We start from the raw sequence: 15,993 nt of genomic DNA, 5'->3' as shown, positions 1-15,993 counted from the left end.
AAATCTGCCATGGGATTCACAAAACCGGACCTTCCGGACATCGACTACGCCGAATGGAAGACCCGCCCGCGCGGCGAACGGCTCCGCACCGTCGCGGAACACTGGGTCGAGCACGGCTTCGGCACCCCTTATGCCGTCTACCTGCTCTACATCGTCAAGTGCGCCTTGTACGTCCTCGGCGCGGCAGCGGTAATCTCGCTGACCCCTGGTCTCGGAGTGCTCGCCGACATCACGTCGTGGTGGACCGAGCCGATCGTCTACCAGAAACTGGTCGTGTGGACCCTGCTGTTCGAAATCCTCGGGTTCGGGTGTGGGTTCGGGCCGCTCACCATGCGGTTCCTGCCGCCGATCGGCGGGCTGCTGTACTTCCTGCGCCCCGGCACGCTGCGCCTGCCGCCGTGGCCGGCGAAGGTGCCGTTCACCCGGGGTGACGAGCGCGGCACCATCGACGTCGTCCTGTATGCGGTCGTCCTCGGATCCGGAATCTGGGCGTTGCTCGCCCCCGGTCAGGGCACTGCACCGGTAGACGGCACTCACGTAGGCCTGCTCGATCCCACGATCGTCGTGGCTCTGGTCGTCGCCCTCGGCGCGCTGGGGTTGCGGGACAAGACGGTGTTCCTGGCCGCCCGCCCCGAGCACTACCTGTTGATGCTGCTGATGTTCTTCGTCCCGTTCTCCGACATGATGATCGGATTCAAGCTGGTCATGCTGGCACTATGGTGGGGTGCGGCCACGTCCAAGCTCAACCATCACTTCGGGCACGTGGTAGCGGTCATGATGAGCAACAGCCCGGTCATGCGGATCAAATGGCTGGAGCGCAAGATGTACCGCAACCCGCCGCAAGACCTGCGCCCGTCACGGATCCCGGTCCTGCTGGCCCACGGCGGCACCGTCGTGGAATACCTGGTTCCCGCCTACTTGGTCTTCCTCGGCCATGGTGGCCCGCTGACCTGGGCGGCGATCATCTTCATGGCGGTCTTCCACCTGCACATCATCTCCACCGTGCCGATGGGCGTTCCGCTGGAATGGAACATCTTCTTCATCTTCAGCCTGTTCTACCTGTTCGGTCACTACGGTTACATCCATGTCTCGGGGCTTCGATCTCCGCTGGTGTTCATGCTGATCGGGTTCTCCACACTCGTTGTCATCCTCGGACATGTTCGGCCGCAATGGGTTTCGTTCCTGACGTCGATGCGCTACTACGCCGGCAACTGGGCCACCAGCACCTGGTGTTTCCGTGGGGACGCCGAGCTGAAGCTCGAGCAGCATGTGACCAAGAGCGCCGCGCTGCCGGTCATCCAGTTGACCAAGCTGTACGGCCCCGAGATCGCCGATATCCTGATCCAGACCGGGATGGGCTGGCGATCGATGCACACCCACGGCCGAGCGCTCAACGGTCTGATCCCACGGGCCGTCGACAACGAAGACGACTACGCCATCCGCGACGGAGAGATTGTCGCCGGCCCGCTGCTGGGCTGGAACTTCGGTGAAGGGCATCTGCACAACGAACAGTTGCTGGCAGCGCTGCAGCGTCGCTGCCAGTTCGAGGAAGGCGAACTGCGCATCGTCGTCCTCGAATCCCAGCCCATCCACCGGCAACGCCAGGCATATCGCATCGTCGACGCCAGGACCGGAGTCATCGAGGAGGGCTACGTGCTGGTCGAGGACATGCTGGCCCGCCAGCCGTGGCCGGAGCCGGGCGATCCGTTCCCGGTTCATCCTCTCCGCCGTGACAACCGGGTTCTGCCCTCGGCGCGTGTGCGATGACCACGGCGATCGTGGTCGGCTCCGGCCCGAACGGACTGGCCGCCGCCGTCACACTGGCCCGTCACGGCGTCGAGGTCACCGTGCTCGAGGGTGCCGCCACCATCGGCGGCGGCACCCGCTCCGGCGAGCTCACGCTGCCCGGGCTGCTGCACGACCACTGCGCGATGGCCCACCCCATGGCCGTCGGGTCGCCGTTCTTGACCGGAATCGATACGGCCCGATACGGATTGGAATGGGCGTGGCCGGAAATCGACTGCGTGCACCCACTCGACGACGGAACAGCGGGAGTGCTGTACAGGTCCCTCGAAGACACCGCCGTGGGCCTCGGCGCCGACGGCTCGATCTGGCACCGCCTGTTCGCCGGCCCCTCCGCTGGATACGATCTGTTGGCGGCCGATTTTATGCGACCGCTGCTGCGGATACCGTCACATCCGCTGCGGTTGGCACGATTCGGCATCCCGACCCTGATCCCCGCCGCCGCGCTCGGCCGGTTGTTCCGGACCGAGCGGGGACGGGCACTGTTCGCCGGGAACATGGCGCACGGCTGGCAACCACAGCACCGGATCCTCTCCGCGGCAATCGGTCTCGGCATCACCACCGCCGGCCATCGCTACGGGTGGCCGGTCGCGGTGGGCGGCTCGCGCGCAATCGCGGACGCCATGGCGGCCGCATTGACAGATCTGGGTGGAAAGATCGAGACCGGCCTGTGGGTCGAATCGCTCGATCAACTGCCGCCAGCCGACCTTGTGATGTTCGATCTCGCCCCGGCCGCGATCGCCGATATCGCCGGTGACCGGCTGCCGTCGCGGATCTCCCGCGAGTACCGGCGATTTCAACACGGGCCCGCCGCCTACAAGGTCAGCCTGGCCGTCGAGGGCGGCATCCCGTGGACCAACCCGCACGCCCGCAAAGCGGGAAGCCTGCACGTCTGCGGCAGCGCCGCCGACGTGGTTCACGCCGAACGCGCAATCCATCGAGGCCGGCTTCCCGACCGGCCCTTCATCGTGGTCGGACAGCAGTACCTCGCAGACCCCACACGATCACGCGGAAATCTACACCCCATCGACCTGTATGCTCATGTGCCACAAGGCTATTCAGAGGACGCCACCGACGTACTGCTCGACGCGGTCGAGCGCTTCGCGCCCGGGTTCCGGGACCGCGTCGTCGCCACCACCGTGGTCGGCCCCACCGCCTTGGAGGCCTACAACCCCAACTATGTGGGCGGAGACATCCTCACCGGCGACAAGAACATTCGCCAACTACTCTTCGGCGGATCACGTATCACGCTGCGCCCCTACCATATAGCGGACCGGATGTTCATCTGCTCGGCCGCCGCCCCACCAGGGCCCGGAGCGCACGGGATGAGTGGATACAACGCAGCGGCCGCGGCGATGCGAACGTTCGCCGCCCCCAACCAAGCATCCGCGTAGCGCTCGATGTCGAGATCCATTACGACCATCGACAACAAATCGCCGCAGTGCCAGCCGACCGGTCGGCACGACTACGGGGTGATGCCGTCGAATTGCATGACCCAGTAGGGGTTGTTCGTGGTGGTGTTCCATTGCGAGACATACAGAGTCACGTCGGTGGGTGAGGTGGAGCGGGGGTGGATGTAGCCGCCGTAGAGTTGCGGGAAGGAGCGGACCCAGAACTGCCACCACGGTACGGCGCCGTGGATCTGTTGTCTCGGATTGGTCCACACCTGGTCGATCGCCGCTGCGGTACGGGTGGAGATGCAGTAGCCGTCGACATCGAAGTAGGACATAACCCAAGTACCCGCAATGTTTTTCACACTCAGCTCCCCGATCGGGCCCATCCCCGCGAACAACGGGGTGGGGGTCGGGTTGCCCCACTGCCAGGCCGAGCCGTTGTAGCCCCAGTACTGGTAGCTGGCGCGGGTGGCGATCTGCTGCCACGGCACGCGCATCAGAATCGGCCCGTTTCGGTTGTGTGCGCGCCCCCATTCCTTGGACACGATGTAGAGGTAGCCGTCGCCGTTGTTGTTGCCGATGCCCGCGAAGGACTGCATCATGAACGGGCTCCAGCCGCCGTAGCCGTCGCTGCCGTCGTTGCGCCACACCGTCGCGTAGTCCGTCCAGGTGGTGCCGTCGTTATCGGAGTAGGCGAGCCCGCAGAACAGCGCCCCGTACCGATCGACGGAGGCGTTCCAGTCGTGGACGCTGGTGTAGGTCAACCAAGTGCGCCCGTTCGGGTCGACGAAGGCGTCGTTGGGGATGCGGGTGACCTCGATCCCGTAGCCATTGTCGGCGTTATGGGTGTAGGTGAGGACCTGTTTCGCCTGCGCCCCGCCGGCGGCGCCGGTGAAAATGGTGGTGGTGTCCGGGACGTTGGGGCTGAACAGCACGATCGGCGAGCCGAGCCAGGTGCCCGAACCTTCGCTGTCGCCGGTGAAGGCATCGCCGAACACGAATCCGGATCGCCCTGCTCCGAAATGGCTGCGGTCGTAGGGGATACCGAGATCGGCGCCACCTACCCCGAATTGCCGCGCGGTACTTCCGCTGTACCCGTTGATGGCCGTGCCCCAATGTGTCGACATCGCCGAGGTCCTCCCTGCTCATGCGTTCATTCGTTACTGGTGTGCCTAGGCGAGCGATCATCGTCACCGGGCTGACGGCCGACGTCCACCGCCAGCGCGTCGGACGGAACCGGTGCCGCAGAACCCACTGCGGCTGACCAGGTTTCGGCCGCTATGGATCCGGTCTATTTGGCTTCAGCGAGGACGAATCGGGAAAATGCCGCTGCCCGTCTGGAGTTGTCGTTGAAGACCTGCCCGGTGGTGAGATCGATGGCGTACACGCTGCGCTCGGGGACCCCGCCGTTGAAGGTGCCGAACCATGCGGTGGGCCCGGCTTGTGATGTGTCGCAAGCTTGTACGTCCGTGAACGCCCCCTTCGGAAAGCTGAGCTCGGCGAGGTTGGTGGAGGTCAGGCCGGCCAGGGTGCCGCCGCCGGCGGCGGCGGCGGTCGCGGCCGCCTGGACCTGTGGCACACAGTCGGTGATCACGAAGAAGCGGCCGTTCGCGCTGGGGATTGTGGGCATGCGAGTACTCCGATCACGACTATTGGGCGGGCGGCTGGAAGCCGGCGATGTCGAGTTTCTGCCCGATTGCCGCGACGGCGTCGACGAGGGACCGGCCGCCGAGTTGCGGCCAGCCGTTGCCTTGGTCACCGCGCATCTGGATCCACTCGTCGCGGATGCGGCCGTCGGTATCGCGGGGCAGCGGCACCTGAGTGGGCCCCGAGGGTGGCGCAAACCCGGGGAGACCGAGGGCTTGGCCGACAGTCGCAACGCCGTCGACGAGGGTGCGGCCGGCAAGTTGGGGCCAGCCGTTGCCACCGATGCCCATGAACTGAATCCACATGTCGGTGACCGGATCCGGCGCGACCACCCCGACGCCACACTGGTTGGCGAAGTCCTCCGGCGAGAATCCGTCGGCGGAGTTCATATCGCAGTTGCCGAAAGGCGAGGCGCCCTCGGGGAGGCCGCCGCCGTAGCCTTGGCCGTCGGTGTACTGGTGGGCGATCTGGCCGGGCAGGTTCGGGTTGCTGCCGTAGCCGGCGCCGATCATGTTGAGCCCGTCCGGGCGCACCGGCCACATGCTGTTGAAGTCGGACCGGTTGGCGTAGCCGATGATCCGGCGCGTCGAGCCGAGCCAGTCGGCCAGCCGCCAATAGGCGCGATTGATGCCGTCGGACTGGTCGCCGCCGGGATTGCCGCCCGATTCCACATCGATCATGGAGATCATCCTCGGGTGCGGACCGCCCGCCTGGCCGACCATGCTCCTGTGGGTGTCGGCGGTGTCGAGCCAGTTCGGTCGCCAGTAGAAGTAGACGATGAAGCAGGAAATTCGTCCGGCGTCGGCTGCGTCGGCGGCCCACGCATAGTTCGTGAAAAAGTTGTGGTCCCGGTACGTGCCATCGTTGGATCTGAACGAAAAGATTTGGTACGGGTAAGAGTCGTCGACCGGTACTTGGAACTCGGACACGTCGGCGAAAAGGGAATCAACCATGACTACCCTCCGAGAAGGTCGACCGGACCCGTGGGACCGGAATCGAGTGGTAGCTACCGATTTTCCGGCCCCGCGGCCGCGACGTCAGCAGTAGTGAACTACTGTGACCGCGTCGTAATCGGCGATGCCGCAACGAAGCCTGGTCGCCGCCTCCGGGTCAGCGGCCGCTGGTGCCCGCTACGACGGTGTGGATCCTCAGTTGGGTCGTGGTCGCCTGCGCGAGACTGCATGCTGTCCCGGCGCGTTCGAGGTAGAGCGATACGGTGTTGTCGGGCGGGTAGATTCGCAGCCCCGGCACCGACACCGGTTGACATTGCTCGGGCGGAACGTTGTGCACGTTGATTGCGAACACCAGCGCCGACGCCTGCCCACCGGGCGCCAACTGGACTGGGCCGGACGAGGCACCGTCACGCGTGGCGGGCGCGCCTACGGGTGCGCTGTCCGGGCCGATAACGTAGGAGACACCCGGGAATCCGTCGAGTACGCACGGACCGGACCCGTTGTTGGTGAACACGATCGGGAAGGCGACGGTTCCGGCGGCCGCGGTTTCCGGTCCGAGACCGGCCGCGAGATCCGACGTCCGACATTGCGTGGCAACGGCATCCGAAGTACGCGCGGCCGGTGGCGGCGCGGTCGACGGCGGCGAAACCGCATGCAGCGCCGAGTCCGCGCTGGGGCTGGTCGTCCCAGGCGGGGCCGACTGTTCGGAGCCACAACCGGTGACGGTCGCCGCCGTAGATGCGGTGAGCAGCCACCACGCCATCCGCCTTCTCCTCACAGCAGCTCACCGTACTCCGCGGGTGGACGAAAGCGCAGCGGAAACGCCATTGCCACAACCGAATACGGACCGGTCCCGGATGCTCAGGCCCAACGAGGGGCTCGTTTCGACATTTCGACAGCACCTGAACAACGGATCTAGCACCCTTTGCGCGATCAGTGATCGGTCGGGGCCGGTGCTGGCTTCCAGAAGACCAAGCCGTCACGGTGGTGGGCTTCGAGCCAGGGGGAAAGTTCCGTGCTGGAACGGATTCCGCCGTCGATGACGGCGCGGTAGATGTCGATGGAAGGGCGTTGTGGAATCGAACCGGCTTGGATCAGTGCTTTCAGTTCCAGGATCGTGCGCCTGGCCTCGGGTGTCAGTGCTGCTCGAATGGGGTCGATCAAGTCGGCGGAGCGGGGACCGGGATGATCACGGCGTAGCGACCACATGTCGATTTTCCATTCGGTGCCGTCGTCGGCGTGATAGCCGAGCCGCCAGTACAGGCCCTCGTCGGCGTCGGTGAGATGGTTGCCGAACCGCGCGTTGCGGACATCAGGGTGCAGCGCGCACTCGCGCAGCACGGCGAAGCCGTCTTCGATGCGCGGTTCGTCGCAGTAGATTTCGATATCGATATCGGGTGCCATGGCCAGTTCGTAGGCCAAGGCTCCTACCAGGACTGGTGTTCCGAATGCCCGCCAGTGCTCCAGGAGCCGGAGTCTCGCGAGAATTTCGTGTGCTTGCTGGGTTCGTTGCCGGCTCTGCTCGACAGCATCGGGCATACTTTTCTCCGCTTTCACGAGGGATTCGATGATTCTCTCGCGTTGGATCGTTCAGTCGCTCAGCAGGATTCGTTTTCGGAAGCGACCGCGCGCAACATCACGCTGATGAACCAATAGGCTTGCGCGGCAAGCAGATTCCAGTACGTGGAAGGTGGCGAAGAGGCCGACCGGTTCGCAGCCGTGCTGTTGCCCCGGCTCAACGGCGCCACCCGGAGCGTCAGGATATATCCCGCGTTCCGGCAAACCCGGCCTGCGCGTCCGGCTGGCCGGGGCGGACGCGGTCCGCATCTGCACGCTGGGCGACGTGCCGATCGTCGAGGCCGGTTCGCCGCGCGACGGTTTCTATCTGTTGCGGCGACTTCTGCGTTCGGTCTCCGACGAGGGATAGCTCCGTATACGCCGATCTCGCAAATGTGCTGCCAGCCATCGGGGTTTTGGACCGTCGGTTTCGCACTGTATGCCTTCCCAGCTCAGCATCCCTTCCTTTGCTGTTTTCGGCATACGCTGGGGTTGGCGAAAGGTGAGCGCATGTTGCCTGGTTGCCGGAGAATGTCTCTTCGGATTGCCCCTACCGATGACCGATAATGATTCGCCGCGCACCCGTCGTGAGGTGATTACGCCGGTCACGGCGGAGCTGGCCGCTGCTGGCTTCGAGGATGCCGTGGAGATCGGACGCGGCGGTTTCGGGGTGGTGTATCGCTGCTGTCAGGTGTCGTTGCACCGGACAGTGGCGGTGAAGGTGTTGACAGTGCAGTTGGACACCGACAATCAAGCGCGATTCGTTCGCGAGCAGCGGGCGATGGGGCGGCTGACCGGGCACCCGAACATTGTCACCGTGCTGGAAACCAGCGCCACCGAAAGTGGCCGCCGCTACCTGGTGATGCCGTATTACCCCCTGGATTCCCTGGATGCGCGGATCCGCCGGCATGGCCCACTTCCGGTGGAGCAGGTGTTGTCGATCGGGGTGAAGGTCGCCGGCGCGCTCGCCAGCGCGCATCGTCTCGATATCGTGCATCGGGACATGAACCCAGGAAACATCCTGCTCACCGAGTACGGCGAACCGGTGTTGACCGATTTCGGTATCGCGCACATGGCCAGCGGGTTCCAGACCGCTGCGGGCACGTTGACCAGGTCGCCGACGTTCACCGCACCGGAGGTACTCGAAGGAGACACTCCGACGTCGGCCGTGGATGTGTACGGGCTCGGAGCCACGCTGTTTTGTGCGCTCACCGGGCATGCCGCTTTCGAACGTCGCAGCGGGGAGGACGTGGTGACGCAGTTTTTGCGGATTACCACCGAGCCGGTTCCGGACCTGCGGGACAGCGGCGTCGCGGACGAGGTGTCGGTAGTGGTGGAAGCCGCGATGAGCCGCGATCTCCATGAGCGGCCCTCGGCCGTGGCTCTGGGGGAGAGGCTTCGGCAGGTGCAGCGCCGCCTCGGATTCCCGGTGGGCGAGATGGCGTTGTGGGGCGAACCGATTCACGACGGCCCAGACCAGCAGCCACCAGCGCGGAAACCGCACTCGCCAGCGGTGAGCGGTGCTGATGGTGAAGGTAATCTGCCGCTCGAGCTGACCAGCTTTGTTGGTCGGCGCACCGAGATGTCCGAACTGAAGAATTCGCTGGTGGCGTCGCGGCTGGTGACGTTGACCGGGATCGGAGGTGTTGGGAAGACGCGGCTGGCGCTGCGGGCGGCATCGCAGGTGCGCCGCGATTTCCCCGACGGGGTGTGGTTGGTCGAGCTGGCCGATGTGTCCGACCCAGCCTTGCTGGTCGATGTGGTGGCGGCCACCCTCGGCATGCGGGACGCGGCGGCGAGTTCGTCGATTCTTGCCCGATTTCTGAGCTCGCGGGAAACACTGCTCGTGCTCGACAATTGCGAGCAAGTGGTGGCGGCCGTGGCAAAGCTGGTCGAGACGCTGCTGCGGACCTGCCCCGGGGTGCGGGTGCTGTGTACCAGTCGTGAACCGTTGGATATCGCAGGGGAAGCGGTGCTACGCGTGTCGCCGCTGACGGTCCCGGATCCCGACCGGGAGCCGACGCTCGGTGGGCTGCCCGGTTTCGACGCGGTGACATTGTTTGCCGACCGCGCGGCAGCGGCGGTGCCGGGCTTCGAACTCGACGAGGACAACAAGGTCGCCGTGTCCCGGATTTGTGCCCGGCTGGATGGTTTGCCATTGGCGATCGAGTTGGCCGCGGCTCGGATGCGCGCGATGTCACCGGAGCAGATCCTGGCGCGGCTCACCGATCGGTACGCGCTGCTCACCCGTGGCAGTCGTACAGCCCCGACACGGCAACAGACGCTGCGGTGGTGTATCGACTGGAGCTACGGGTTGTGCACCCCGGTCGAACAGCGGTTGTGGGCCCGGCTGTCGGTGTTCGCAAGCAGCTTCGAACTCGACGCCGTCGAACAAATATGCGGCACCGACCTCGGCTCGGAACTCGACGCTGCCGGGCACAGTCCGCTCGATGTGCTGTCCGCCCTGGTCGACAAGTCGATCGTGGTTCGGAATGAATCGCATGCCGTCGTGCGTTTCTGGATGCTCGAGACGGTCCGCGACTACGGTCGGGAAAAGCTGCGTGCGTCCGGTGAAGACGCCGAGCTGCGCCGACGACACCGCGCCTGGTATCAACAATTGGCGCTGGACGCCGAGGCCGAATGGATCAGCCCCCGGCAGCTGGATTGGATCGTCCGGCTCGAACGTGAGCAACCCAATCTGCGTGAAGCGCTCGAGTCTTATCTATCCGAGAACACTCCGGCGGCGGCTGAAGCAGGGTTACGCATAGCCGCGGCGATGCACGAGTTCTGGAGCTTTCGCGGTCTGTACGGGGAAGGCCGATTATGGCTCGACCGGGTTCTCGCCCATCCCGGCGCGCAATCGACACCCGACCGTATCGCTGCGCTACGCGCCGCTTGTGAGGTTGCCGCGCCACAGGGAGATTTCCAGTCTGCCGCCGCCTTTCTGGCGGAGGGACGCGTGCTTGCCGCACAAACCTCAACCCCCACGATTCAGGGACAGCTCGCCTACGCCGCCGGCATTGTCGCACTCGCGAGCGGTAAAGCCGACGAAGCATCCACCTGTCTCGAACGCGCGGTCGAAATGCTCAGCTCGAACCAGGTGGGAGAGCTCTACGTCAGCGCGCTAGCCATCCTGGCTTGGTCATACGAACTGCGCGGCGACATGACCCGGGCGAGCGAGCTTTACAGCCGGGTATTTTCCATCACCGAAGCGCAAGGCGAACTGCTCTATCGTTCGACTGCGCTGCGCGGCTTGGGCGTTGCCGCCTGGCGACACGGCGAGCCCGACCGTGCCCGACAGTTGCTCGAGGAGGCTTTGCGCGTCAACCGACGGCCGAGCAGCCCGGTAATCGCCGCGTTCAGTCTCGAGGCGCTGGCTTGGACTGTCGCCGATCACGGCGACGTCGAGCGCGCGGCCGTTCTGATGGGAGCCGCGCAGGGCAACTGGCTGGTGGGCAGCAGCGTGCGGGCCGTCTTGCGGAGTATGTCGCGCTTTCACGAGGAATGTGTGCAATTGACGCGTCGTGCCCTCGGCGCTCGCGGATTCGATGCGGCCTTGCGGCAGGGCCGGGGGATGAGCTTGGGCGCTGCTGTCGCGTACGCGCTCGGGGAACAGTCCACCGACAAGGTGCCCGCGTCCGATGGGTCCGCGAGATTGACCAAGCGGGAGCGGCAGGTCGCCGAGCTTGTCGCCCAAGGACTCAGCAACAAGCAGATCGCCGCCAAACTGGTGATCTCGCAACGCACCGCACAAGGCCACGTCGAACACATCCTGGCCAAACTCGGATTCACCTCACGCACACAAATCGCGGCGTGGATCGTGAACGAAACCGAACAACAGAGTTCCCGACACCGATCTGAACGGTAGTGCTGCTGTATCGATCGCGAGAGCCTCAATGAATCACGTCGTGCCGCAACGTAATCCGAACCCGTCAGCGTGAGGTTCCTGAGGGATCGCCCGTTCGCGACGCTGCTTGGGGATTGCGGCAGCCCGCCCGCTAGCGGTGGCGTGGCAGCACCTGGGTACCGCGCTCCTGGTCGGCGATGCGCCGATGGACAACCGAGCCGAGTGGATGTACTCCGAGAAGATAGCGCGGATCCGTCCGCTGTGTCCGGAGGGGGTCGACCACTTCGCACAGTCTTCCGCCAGCGGAGACAGGTGATCATCGAGTAATGTGCCGCCCCGACTTCGGGTCATGCCCCGGGATGGGCCGCCGTAGGTTTCGAAGGTGATTCGGTTGAGGTCGGGGACCCCGCGTACACCCTGTGTCCGGTGCGTCGGCGGCTCAGGGCTGCTTGCGGCGCGCGGCCGCCGCCGAGCGGGCGCGGTTCAGCTGATCCGATGACAATGCGGCGGGGCGCAGTGGCAACTCTGGGGCAGCGTCGGTTCGGAAGCCGTTGAGCTGCACGGCAAGATACCGCCGCCAGTTCTCCGGATCGACCGGTTCGGTGATTGCCGCGACGAAGTGGATCATGCCGATGATTGCGAGAACATCGACCGGTTCCATGCCTTGTACGACCACGCCGGCCTTTTTCGCGCGGTCGAGTAGCACCGCGATCGGGAGCATGAGCTCGCCGCGATGGATTTCGAAAAGGCCTGCGTCATTTTGCAACTCGCTCATCGCGGTGGCGAATCCGCGATTGCCCGCGATGATTTCGCAGGTGGCTTCCAGAAATCGCGTGAGCCCTCGCCAGGGGTCGGGGTCGCGAGTTGCCGCTTGGGCCGAGTCGATGATCTGCCGAAGGTATCCCTCGAACAACTCGTTGATCAGCTCCCGCTTGTTCGAGAACTGGCGGTAGACGGTGCCAACGCCGATACCTGCCGCGCCGGCAACGGCGTCGAGCGTAATTTCCATCCCGCGCTCGGCCAGCAACTGTTCCGCGGCGGTCAGGATGCGCTGACGGTTGCGAACCGCATCCGCCCGTTTGCGGCGAGGTTCGACGTCCCGATCGGCAGTCACGGTTTTGTGCCTACTTCGCGGTCACTGTCGGTTTCGCCGGGCGTGCCGCAAGCCCGCGGATGGCCTGGTCGACCATGAGTCGCATCCAAGATCGCTTGGCGACTCGATTCGGTTCGTACAGCCACATCAGGATGGTATCGCCAATTCTGTTCGGAACGAGCAATCAACAGGTGCCACGACGCTCCGATATGACACGAACCGTTTCGAACACACACTTCGCCGTTCGACGCTGCGGGGCTACGCGGTGTCCACGCCTGCGTCGGCGCACGGTTGCCCGCGTAGAAGGTGAGACGACGATAGGTCGGCTGCTCGATGTGACATCGCTGTCGAGCAGAGGGCCCGCGGGTCGGACTCAGCTGCGGCGTTTCTCAGCGACGTCGGCCATGCCGTACATGAGTTTCTCGAGCAGGCCGATGAAGATCGTCTGTTCTGGTTTAGTGAGGGCGTTGGCCCACGCCTGCTCGCGCTCGTTGTGCTGACGGAAAGCGTCCGCGATGGCGTCATGACCCCCTTCCGTCAAGGCGATCCGCACCGCGCGGCGGTCGCGCTCGGCGCGTTCCCTCGTGACCAGGCCGTCGCGTTCCAGGGTGTTGACCAGGGCTGACACCGTGGCTCGGCTATTGCCGGACAGTTCGGCGATTCGCTTGGCCTCCAGCGGCCCGGCCAGCCACAGGACGAAGAGGATGCGGAAACCGGGCCAGCTCCAACCATGGGGGCGGTGGACCGACGCTTCGAGGTCGTAGACGAGTGCGCTGGTGACCCGGTGCAGGGTCAGCACCATCCGCATGGCCGTGGGATCGACTTGGGGGAGTTCGCGATTGGCCTTGTTCACCGCGTAGTCGACGAAGGTCAGGTAGTCGAGGTTGCGGGGTGACTCCGGAGCCGTGGTCATGAGCACAGCGTAATGACGTCCGCGCAGCCGGCGGGAGTGACGGGGAACGGGTCTTGCCAATGGTGTGGTTCAAGCTACACTCGGCTGAATTAATCAAACCATTTACTAATGGAGGGCTGATGACCACGAAGGCTTTCGCCTCTTCGGCGGATCTCGGCGAGAAGGTGCAGACGCTCGAGGTGCTCGCCGACGGCGTGTACGCGCTGACCGCCGAGGGGGATCCGAATATCGGCGCGATCGAGGGTGAGGATTTCGTCGTCTGCTTCGAGGCACTGGCCACGCCGGTCGCGGCGCGGCAGTGGCTGGCGAAGCTGCGCGAGCACACCGACAAGCCGGTCAAATACCTGATCCTGTCGCACTACCACGCGGTGCGCACACTCGGCGCCAGCGCCTACGACGCGGAAGTGGTCATCGCGCACGACAACACGCGCAAACTCATCGCCGAACGCGGACAACAGGATTGGGATTCCGAGTATGGGCGCATGCCGCGGCTTTTCAAAGAGCCCGACACCATTCCCGGACTGGCCTGGCCCACTCAGACCTTCTCCGACTCGGTCACCATCGACCTCGGTGGCAGCCGCGGCGACCTACAGCTGAAGTTCCTGGGCCGCGGACACACCGAGGGCGACATCGTGGCCTGGCTGCCCCAGCACAAGATCCTGTTCGCCGGGGACCTGGTCGAGGCCGAGGCCGCCCTGTACACCGGCGACGCCTTCCATCGAGAATGGGCCACCGGCACCCTCGACGCCGTCAAAGCACTGGGCGCCGAACAGCTCATCGGTGGCCGCGGCGCGGTGGCCCGGGGGCGCGATGCGTGCGAGGCCGCGATCGAGCAGACCCGGCACTTCCTGCGGGTCATGCTGACCGAGGTGGGCACGGTGCACCAGCGTGGCGGAACCCTGAAGGAGGCGTTCGAGGCCACGCATGTGGCGCTGTTCGACCGCTACGGGCGCTGGCCGATTTTCGAACACTGCCTGCCGTTCGATGTCTCCCGCGTGTGGGACGAATTGTCCGGTATCGAGCGGCCCGTCATCTGGACCGCCGATCGTGACCGTGAAGTCTGGAACCGGCTGCAGGACTGAGGAATTCGACATGACAACCGATAAGACGGTCGCCGTCGTCGGCAATGGGCCGGTCGGTCAGACCACCGCGCTGCTGCTGGCCCGCTGGGGTATCCCCGTGATCGTGCTGGACGCCCGGCCGCAGCGCGACGAGATCGGCTCCAAGGCCATCTGTCAGCAGCGTGACGTGCTCGATGTGTGGGAATCCATCGGTGCTGGACGCCGGATCGCGAAGGAAGGTGTCACCTGGACCACGGCCCGCACCTTCTACCGTAATCGCGAACTGTTCTCCTATGACCTGCCGGATTACGGCAAGTCGGCGTTCCCGGCGTTCGTCAATATTTCGCAGACCCGCACTGAGCAGATCCTCGACGAAGCCATCGCGGCGTCCGAACTGATCGACGTGCGCTGGGACCATACCGTCACCGGAATCGCGCAAGACGACACCGGTGTCCGCCTGCACTGCGCCACTCCGGCGGGGGAGGCGACCGTCACGGCTGCGTACGCTGTCGCGTGCGGCGGCCCGCGCAGCGATGACCTGCGCGGTGAGCTCGGCGTCGACTTCGGCGGTGAATCCTTCGATGATCGGTTCCTGATCTGCGATATCCGGGTCGATCTGCCGGACTGGGCCACCGAACGCCGCTTCTACTTCGACCCGGAGTGGAATCCCGGGCGGCAGGTGCTCATTCATCCCTGCCCGGACTCGACGTTCCGCATCGACTGGCAGGTGCCCGGCGACTACGACCTCGACGCGGAGCGAGCCAGCGGCGCGCTGGACGCGCGGATTCGCCGGATCATCGGCGACGCGGACTACGAGATCGTGTGGAACTCGGTGTACCGCTTCCACTCTCGCGTCGTCGACCGCATGCGCGTAGGCCGGGTACTGCTGGCCGGCGACTGCGCCCACCTGGTGTCGCCATTCGGCGCGCGTGGATTGAACTCCGGCGTCGCGGACGCCGAGAACGCCGCGTGGAAGCTGGCTTTCGTGCTCAACGGCTGGGCGCCGGCGGAACTGCTGGAGAGCTACCACGTCGAGAGGCACGCGGCCGCTCTGGAGAATATCGAGGTCACCACCGACACCATGAACTTCCTGGTGCCGCGCGATGACCAGCAGCGCCGGGTGCGCCGCGACACCCTCGAACGCGCGGCGGTGGATCCCGCTACCAGTGCGGCGGTCGACTCAGGTCGGCTGTCAGAGCCGTTCTGGTATGTCGATTCGCCGCTGACCACCCCGGATCCCGGCCGTCCCTTCCATGGTCGGCCGCCCCGTGGCACCGTTGCTCCCACTGCCCCGGGCATCATCGTGCCCGACGCGCCGGTCACCCTGCCCGATGGCGGGCACGGGCGGCTACGGGAGTTCGCTCGCGACGGCTTGCTGCTGCTGGCCGGACCGGGTGTGGATGTGCAGACCCTGGCGCGGTGCGCGACCACCGCCACGCTCGCGCCGATCCGGGTGCTGGAGATCGCGGCGATCGACCGCGACGGGACCCTTACTGCCGCACTGCGATCCGAACCCGGTGAAGTCTGGCTGGTGCGGCCCGACGCCTACATTGCCGCGGCACTGGTCGAACCGACTGTCGAGGAACTGACCGGTGCGATCCGGCGGGCCGGCGGTGCGCCGGCCGAGGTCGCCGTGGTGGCCTGACAGCGCGACCTTCGAGGGCTTCGTTTCAGCATGGCCGACCACCTAAACGGTCAATGCTTTGACTATAACCGAGGAGATTG

13 protein-coding genes are annotated in these 15,993 nt (G+C 65.4%); 6 read left to right on the top strand and 7 right to left on the bottom strand.

All coding sequences use genetic code 11. From position 1 onward, the window contains the following. Positions 1-9: 9 nt before the first annotated feature. Together ACIBJI_RS33230 and ACIBJI_RS33225 are read left to right on the top strand one after the other, a co-directional pair. Positions 10-1,767, top strand: coding sequence for a DUF3556 domain-containing protein (locus ACIBJI_RS33230; protein WP_364352592.1), 1,758 nt, complete (start codon positions 10-12; stop codon positions 1,765-1,767). Next, positions 1,764-3,197 carry an NAD(P)/FAD-dependent oxidoreductase gene (locus ACIBJI_RS33225; RefSeq protein WP_364352595.1) on the top strand — a complete coding sequence of 478 codons (1,434 nt, stop codon included), beginning with the start codon at positions 1,764-1,766 and terminating at the stop codon, positions 3,195-3,197. Before ACIBJI_RS33230 ends, ACIBJI_RS33225 begins: the two co-directional genes overlap by 4 nt. Before the next feature lie 71 nt (positions 3,198-3,268). Here the strand turns inward: ACIBJI_RS33225 and ACIBJI_RS33220 are convergent, their stop codons facing one another. From ACIBJI_RS33220 to ACIBJI_RS33200, 5 genes are all read right to left on the bottom strand, one after another. Further along, positions 3,269-4,324: a DUF4185 domain-containing protein gene (locus tag ACIBJI_RS33220; protein ID WP_364352598.1), complete on the bottom strand. Its 1,056-nt coding sequence runs from the start codon at positions 4,322-4,324 to the stop codon at positions 3,269-3,271. Between the two features lie 164 nt (positions 4,325-4,488). Continuing rightward, complete coding sequence (locus tag ACIBJI_RS33215) at positions 4,489-4,827, bottom strand: hypothetical protein (RefSeq protein ID WP_364352601.1); 339 nt, start codon at positions 4,825-4,827, stop codon at positions 4,489-4,491. A gap of 19 nt (positions 4,828-4,846) precedes the next feature. Continuing rightward, positions 4,847-5,797: a hypothetical protein gene (locus ACIBJI_RS33210; protein ID WP_396956876.1), complete on the bottom strand. Its 951-nt coding sequence runs from the start codon at positions 5,795-5,797 to the stop codon at positions 4,847-4,849. A gap of 157 nt (positions 5,798-5,954) precedes the next feature. Further along, positions 5,955-6,560 (bottom strand): DUF4232 domain-containing protein, encoded by a 606-nt coding sequence (locus ACIBJI_RS33205; protein ID WP_364352607.1) that lies wholly within the window; start codon positions 6,558-6,560, stop codon positions 5,955-5,957. A gap of 170 nt (positions 6,561-6,730) precedes the next feature. Next, positions 6,731-7,336, bottom strand: coding sequence for a hypothetical protein (locus ACIBJI_RS33200; protein WP_364352610.1), 606 nt, complete (start codon positions 7,334-7,336; stop codon positions 6,731-6,733). Between the two features lie 151 nt (positions 7,337-7,487). On the opposite strand from ACIBJI_RS33200, the gene ACIBJI_RS33195 reads away from it, so the two are divergent. Both ACIBJI_RS33195 and ACIBJI_RS33190 read left to right on the top strand, forming a co-directional pair. Further along, positions 7,488-7,724 carry a hypothetical protein gene (locus ACIBJI_RS33195; protein ID WP_364352613.1) on the top strand — a complete coding sequence of 79 codons (237 nt, stop codon included), beginning with the start codon at positions 7,488-7,490 and terminating at the stop codon, positions 7,722-7,724. Between the two features lie 186 nt (positions 7,725-7,910). After that, positions 7,911-11,222, top strand: coding sequence for a protein kinase (locus ACIBJI_RS33190; protein ID WP_397087227.1), 3,312 nt, complete (start codon positions 7,911-7,913; stop codon positions 11,220-11,222). A 418-nt stretch (positions 11,223-11,640) separates the two neighbouring features. Here ACIBJI_RS33190 and ACIBJI_RS33185 read toward each other — a convergent pair whose 3' ends face one another. Both ACIBJI_RS33185 and ACIBJI_RS33180 read right to left on the bottom strand, forming a co-directional pair. After that, positions 11,641-12,315 carry a TetR/AcrR family transcriptional regulator gene (locus ACIBJI_RS33185; protein WP_364352619.1) on the bottom strand — a complete coding sequence of 225 codons (675 nt, stop codon included), beginning with the start codon at positions 12,313-12,315 and terminating at the stop codon, positions 11,641-11,643. A gap of 352 nt (positions 12,316-12,667) precedes the next feature. Then, positions 12,668-13,207, bottom strand: coding sequence for a MarR family transcriptional regulator (locus tag ACIBJI_RS33180; RefSeq protein ID WP_364352622.1), 540 nt, complete (start codon positions 13,205-13,207; stop codon positions 12,668-12,670). 119 nt (positions 13,208-13,326) lie between these two features. Here ACIBJI_RS33180 and ACIBJI_RS33175 point away from each other — a divergent pair, with 119 nt between their 5' ends. Together ACIBJI_RS33175 and ACIBJI_RS33170 are read left to right on the top strand one after the other, a co-directional pair. Beyond that, positions 13,327-14,289 (top strand): MBL fold metallo-hydrolase, encoded by a 963-nt coding sequence (locus tag ACIBJI_RS33175; protein WP_364352625.1) that lies wholly within the window; start codon positions 13,327-13,329, stop codon positions 14,287-14,289. A 10-nt stretch (positions 14,290-14,299) separates the two neighbouring features. Continuing rightward, positions 14,300-15,913 carry an FAD-dependent monooxygenase gene (locus ACIBJI_RS33170; protein ID WP_364352628.1) on the top strand — a complete coding sequence of 538 codons (1,614 nt, stop codon included), beginning with the start codon at positions 14,300-14,302 and terminating at the stop codon, positions 15,911-15,913. Positions 15,914-15,993 lie beyond the last annotated feature (80 nt).

Source organism: Nocardia sp. NPDC050408 (assembly GCF_044458905.1).
Classification (GTDB): domain Bacteria; phylum Actinomycetota; class Actinomycetes; order Mycobacteriales; family Mycobacteriaceae; genus Nocardia.
The sequence above is the reverse complement of the archived record's forward strand: the minus strand, read 5'-3'. Positions and strand labels throughout refer to the sequence as shown.